Origin of the sequence: Klebsiella sp. OBRC7, assembly GCF_000293135.1 — a bacterium.
Classification (GTDB): domain Bacteria; phylum Pseudomonadota; class Gammaproteobacteria; order Enterobacterales; family Enterobacteriaceae; genus Klebsiella; species Klebsiella michiganensis.
Genome location: NZ_ALNJ01000127.1, coordinates 1 through 4,985, shown reverse-complemented (window position 1 = coordinate 4,985; position 4,985 = coordinate 1). Strand labels below are relative to the sequence as shown.

5 protein-coding genes and 2 pseudogenes are annotated in these 4,985 nt (G+C 51.6%); 3 read left to right on the top strand and 4 right to left on the bottom strand.

Translation table 11 applies throughout. The annotated features are described in order from the left end of the window. A partial coding sequence (locus HMPREF1144_RS32030) for an ISL3 family transposase (protein WP_009654259.1) occupies positions 1-247 on the bottom strand: 247 nt, incomplete at its 3' end. A gap of 96 nt (positions 248-343) precedes the next feature. Between HMPREF1144_RS32030 and umuD the strand changes: the two genes are divergently transcribed. Both umuD and HMPREF1144_RS24150 read left to right on the top strand, forming a co-directional pair. Further along, positions 344-769 (top strand): translesion error-prone DNA polymerase V autoproteolytic subunit, encoded by a 426-nt coding sequence (umuD, locus tag HMPREF1144_RS24155; RefSeq protein ID WP_032743916.1) that lies wholly within the window; start codon positions 344-346, stop codon positions 767-769. Continuing rightward, positions 769-870 (top strand): annotated as a pseudogene (locus HMPREF1144_RS24150) (hypothetical protein); the annotation flags it as partial. The gene umuD and the pseudogene HMPREF1144_RS24150, both read left to right, overlap by 1 nt. An 80-nt stretch (positions 871-950) precedes the next feature. Here HMPREF1144_RS24150 and HMPREF1144_RS24145 read toward each other — a convergent pair. After that, positions 951-2,630 carry a hypothetical protein gene (locus tag HMPREF1144_RS24145; RefSeq protein ID WP_009654265.1) on the bottom strand — a complete coding sequence of 560 codons (1,680 nt, stop codon included), beginning with the start codon at positions 2,628-2,630 and terminating at the stop codon, positions 951-953. Further along, positions 2,627-3,529 (bottom strand): hypothetical protein, encoded by a 903-nt coding sequence (locus HMPREF1144_RS24140; RefSeq protein ID WP_009654261.1) that lies wholly within the window; start codon positions 3,527-3,529, stop codon positions 2,627-2,629. Before HMPREF1144_RS24140 ends, HMPREF1144_RS24145 begins: the two co-directional genes overlap by 4 nt. 266 nt (positions 3,530-3,795) lie before the next feature. Between HMPREF1144_RS24140 and umuC the strand changes: the two are divergent. Further along, positions 3,796-4,656 (top strand): annotated as a pseudogene (gene umuC, locus HMPREF1144_RS24135) (translesion error-prone DNA polymerase V subunit UmuC); the annotation flags it as partial. A gap of 93 nt (positions 4,657-4,749) precedes the next feature. On the opposite strand, the gene HMPREF1144_RS24130 reads toward umuC, so the two are convergent. Next, complete coding sequence (locus HMPREF1144_RS24130) at positions 4,750-4,980, bottom strand: plasmid partition protein ParG (RefSeq protein WP_032743917.1); 231 nt, start codon at positions 4,978-4,980, stop codon at positions 4,750-4,752. Between the last annotated feature and the right edge of the window lie 5 nt (positions 4,981-4,985).

Here is a 4,985-nt window from a genome sequence, read left to right as displayed (position 1 = left end):
ACATAATGCGGGGAACATCGGCTTCGACAATGGTGGTGAACTGGCAGGTATCAAGATGGCGCCATTTACGATGACGGTGATCGTGAACAGAACAGGATTTACCGCAGGTCGGACAGGCTAACCGGGTGTTTTCAGCGATCCCAACAGTGACAGTAACAGAACCGGCATTTTCATCGAGAGAAAGGGACTTTACCTGCCACGGAGCGGACAGATTGAGAATATGAGCGTAGAGGGACTTTTCGTCCATGGCGGTGACCTCTGGCGATTAAATACACCATTATCATGCCTTCAGCCACCACAACAAGGGAAGACCCATATAAACACAGTTAATGAGACGCTAAAGATGAAGTTTATTGCTGCCTCCCTGGAACCCGGGGTCATGACCCTCCCCCTTTTTACCGAGCGTTGCGCCGCCGGTTTTCCTTCACCGGCGGCAGATTACACGGAAGCGGAGCTGGACCTGAACGAGTACTGCATCCGGCACCGGGCCTCCACCTATTTTGTCCGGGCTATCGGCAACTCGATGACCGATATTGGCCTGAACTCAGGCGACCTGATGGTCGTCGACAAGGCAGAGAAGCCGGTGCACGGGGACATTGTCATCGCCGAAATGGAGGGAGAATTTACCGTCAAACGGCTTCTGCTGACGCCCCGTCCTGTACTGCAGCCCATGAACCCGGCCTACCCTGCCCTTCACCCTGACCCGGAGACGCTGCAGATTTTTGGTGTGGTGACCGCGTTTATCCATAAGACGCGCGGCGCGGACTGATGTTTGCCCTGGCCGACGTCAATTCGTTCTATGCCAGCTGCGAGAAGGTGTTTCGCCCTGACCTGCGGGGTAAACCGGTTGTCGTACTGAGCAACAACGATCTGAGTGGTAAGAAACGTTAGTTAAATCTATGTTGTTCATATCATCTTATTCTTAATGGTCTGAGGCGATTCAGTGGGCACTAATCATCAGAGGGTTCTGTCAGGCTGTATTCACTAATAAACCACGTAGGTAGTGGGTGTCGGTACAGGCGTGCCGACAACGCAACCAGGATTTGCCAGTTACAGTACCATCTGAAATCTGAAGGGGCTGCTGCATCGTCAAAGGTATTAATTGACGCCTCGGCTTCCTCCTTTGCTGAAGGTCTGAGGCCAGACAATGCCTTGGAAATACCGACGCTGTGGATTCCCAGTGTCGATCCGCTGAGTTTTTCGAGTAGTGCTGTAGGGAACCAGCGTTCGAGTGTTACCCCTTTCATCAGTGGCAGGACCTTATCCCGTAGAGACTGGAAGGCTTCTTCATCACCGAGCAGTGACGTCACAGTAGCGAGTGCTGGCACCAACGTTGAGGTCTGGAAGAAATCACGACTCTCAGCCTTGTTTCTGTCGAGGGCAATAGCATCTTCCTGAGAGTCGGTGTCAACCGGCAGATAACAATCTGTTCTCAGCGCATGGTGAAGTCGGGCCACAACTTCTCCTGCAATCATCCGCGTATTGTCCCAGTCTGACTCGCCCATCAGTGCGCAAAAGAGCAGGGTTAGGTCGATGGTGTGCCCGTCATAAAGGGGAAGCAGTACCCCCGAATGCTGATTGACCAGATAAATGATGGCGTTGCGGATAGTCGTTCGAAATGCCTCCTCTCCTGGCTTTTGCTGGAGCAATAGCAGGAGGGTGGACAGGCGCCCCAATTCCTCAAACATAAGCTCCAGGTAGAAGACTCGCTCAGGGCGCCAGCGTAGGACTGCTCGTGGTGACTCCAAGGTTGGCATTACCTTTTCAAAGTAGTCCACCAGAGCCTGTATATGCAGCGTAACCAAGTTTTCAAACCGGTCGGCAAATGCGTGGTCGGCATGCAATTCCAGTTTTACCGCCTCTGCCCAGATACGCAGTATCAGATATTCGCCGGTAACTACCCCAGGCTTTAAATTGCCTTCGCTTTTTCCCCAGACCAGCAGGATCGCCCAGCCCATTGAAGCTGCGGCACATCGTCTTAAAAACTTTTTCTTTTGCGTTGCAGCACTTTGTTCCGACTCGTCGGCCTGTATTTCAAAACAGGCATCGACAAAGCGGGTAAACCGCCTTGTAGCCGAACCTGACTCCTCAAGGCCAGCCAGGGCCGCTCGCAGGTCAGATTTTCCTCGCGCCAGCAGTAATGTTTCATCAAAAAGGTACTGTTCTATCCAAGGTGTGAGCTGATCGGAGCCCCAGAATTCTAAACTGCAAAGCGGGCGTGTTGCGATGTCTGCCGTCTGCGCTGCAAAACCGGCCTGAGCTTCCTGAAGCAGGACGCCATTGGATACCAGAACGATCCGCTTGCGCAGCGGTTTGAGTGGTTCCGGTAAACGATTTCTGAGGAAGTCATTGCAGGCCTCACGGATAGAGGGATCAATAGACTGAGGCCCACCGTAAAGATCAGCCCGTCCGACGTTGCCAAATTTGATGATGTAAACATAAACCTCATCAATACCATCTGCCCCCGTTTTGGTCGATAGCACGTCAACACCAGCCTGCCCTGGACCAACCTGTGGACGGCTGAGCACATTGTGCCCCATAGCTTTGAGCAACTCTGGCAGCAGTACATCGAGCTCATTGCGCTCACGCAGCCCCGCCAGATAATGGGATAGAACCAATTGAATACTCATTTCAGCTTTCCTTTCCACAATCTTTTTCTGGTCAGTTCACCGGAAAGAGGATCGGTGCGCCAGGTGATGGGTAACTCAACTTCAACTTGGAAGGGTGTCATTTCCAACGTGGTTTCTTTGACGTCGTCACCGACAGAAAATTCTAACGCAGTTTTGCTGGCGTACTTGAAATACTGCTTCGTGAAAAGCTGGCCAAAAATGGATTTTTCTTCTGAGTGCCGTTGAATATCACGATTCTCACTGCGCTTGAGACTAGCATACATCAGCCGCATCTCGGGAGGCATTGCAAACTCACGAAGCACTGGTAGTACATTCAGATGATTTTGCTGTTGTTCCAGTTGAGCCAGCGCCATTTTAGCTATTTCAAGCGAGGTAAACGGAGATTTCAGGCTGGAAAGTAGTCGCAGCGTGGTCCATGGATACTCCTGCATGTGATGCAGCACGAGTGCTCTTGCCGCATTTAGTGCCGGGGCACTTGCTGGGTGTGCGGTTGCCAGGCTTAAGGCCCAGCCGAGCGAGATGGCTGGGGAAACATGCAGTGCGCAGAGTCTGCATGCCGCCAGGATGGCGCGTGATTCATCCAGAGAGGAAAGGTCATACGCCAGTGGGTTTTCCGCCTGTAAGTGGTTCACACTTGCCTTATCTGCAAGGGCCTTCGCGAGTCCATGGTACTCATCATCCGTAAGCCAGCAGGAGAGAGCGACTGCAAAAAGTGAAGCAGAATTGCTGATTTCATGCAGGCAGTTGTCTGCGGCAAGCAGGCATTCTTCTGGGGATGACGATGTTTTTGTTTCGCGGCACAACAGAGTCAGTTTCTCGATAACGAGATGAATATTGCTGGCATCGGTTCGTAATGTGCCGAGATGGCGATAGAGTTCATAAAACTGATTTGTAGTCATACGGTCCTTAACTCAGAGTGCGCAATACGAGCGATACAGGAAGCTTCTGCAAGACGAAAAGAGCCGCTGACCTGCTCCCAGTAAACTAACATAGCACGATGTAAGCAAGTTCCGCTTCTGGCACACAACGGATGGTGACTGAGCGTTCGCCTATTTATAACTTGCTAACTAAAGCATCCCTCCAAGAACTAACACGCAGAAAAAGTTAGTAATTAAATATATATTTAAAACAATCATTTAAATATTACTAACTGTTAGTGGCATTCAGATATAACGACGGCTGCGTTATCGCCCGCTCAAAAGAAGCGAAACGTCTTGGTATTCAAATGGGGGTGCCGTGGTTCCGGCTGAAGGACGCGCAGTTCCCTGAGAAGCTGCACGTGTTCTCCAGTAACTATGAGCTGTACGCCTCGATGTCCGCCAGGGTGATGACTCATCTGGAAGAGCTGGCGCCACGCGTGGAACAGTATTCAATCGATGAAATGTTTCTGGATATCCGGGGCATCAACAGCTGCATTGACTTTGAAGACTTCGGCCAGCAGCTGCGTGTCCATGTTGGCAACGGTACGGGACTCACCATCGGTGTCGGTATGGGCCCTACCAAAACGCAGGCGAAGTCAGCCCAGTGGGCTTCAAAAGAATGGCCGCAATTTGGTGGCGTGCTGGCCCTGACCCCGGGCAATCCCCGCCGGACGGAGAAACTGCTCTCACTGCAGCCGGTGGAAGAAATCTGGGGCGTGGGCCGGAGAATTTCGAAGACGCTGGGGACAATGGGTATCACCAACGCGCTGCAGCTGGCGCGCGCGAATCCGACCTTCATCCGGAAAAACTTCAATGTGGTACTGGAGAGAACGGTTCGTGAACTGAACGGAGAGCCGTGCATCTCGCTGGAAGAAGCGCCCCCGCCCAAACAGCAGATTGTCTGCAGTCGTTCTTTCGGAGAACGCGTCACAACGTATGAAGCCATGCGTCAGGCCGTCTGCCAGCATGCAGAACGCGCAGCAGAGAAGCTGCGCGGAGAGCACCAGTACTGCCGGCATATCTCGGCTTTCATTAAAACGTCGCCGTTCGCCATCAACGAGCCTTATTACGGCAATCTGGCAACAGAGAAACTGATGACACCCACTGGACACGCTTTACTGCCCGAACAAGACGTCAGCGGCATCACCCGGCATTGACTTCATTTAAGCAGTGAAATTCTATCACTGCTTAGATCTCAATTATTCATTTTCTTTAAGCCAGTCATCTACAAGCTTGCTAATCACATCCGTTATTGAAGTTCCATTTCTCGCGCAAGCAGCTTTAAATCTGGTATGTTTCACCTCATCAAAATTGACGTTAACACGCTTGCTCTTACCTGATGAAGCTGGAGTAGCGACCACTCTTTCAAGATCTCTATTCTCACCAAAGGTCATTTTTTTACTACCACTATGGGCCTTTTCAAGAGCCATAGACT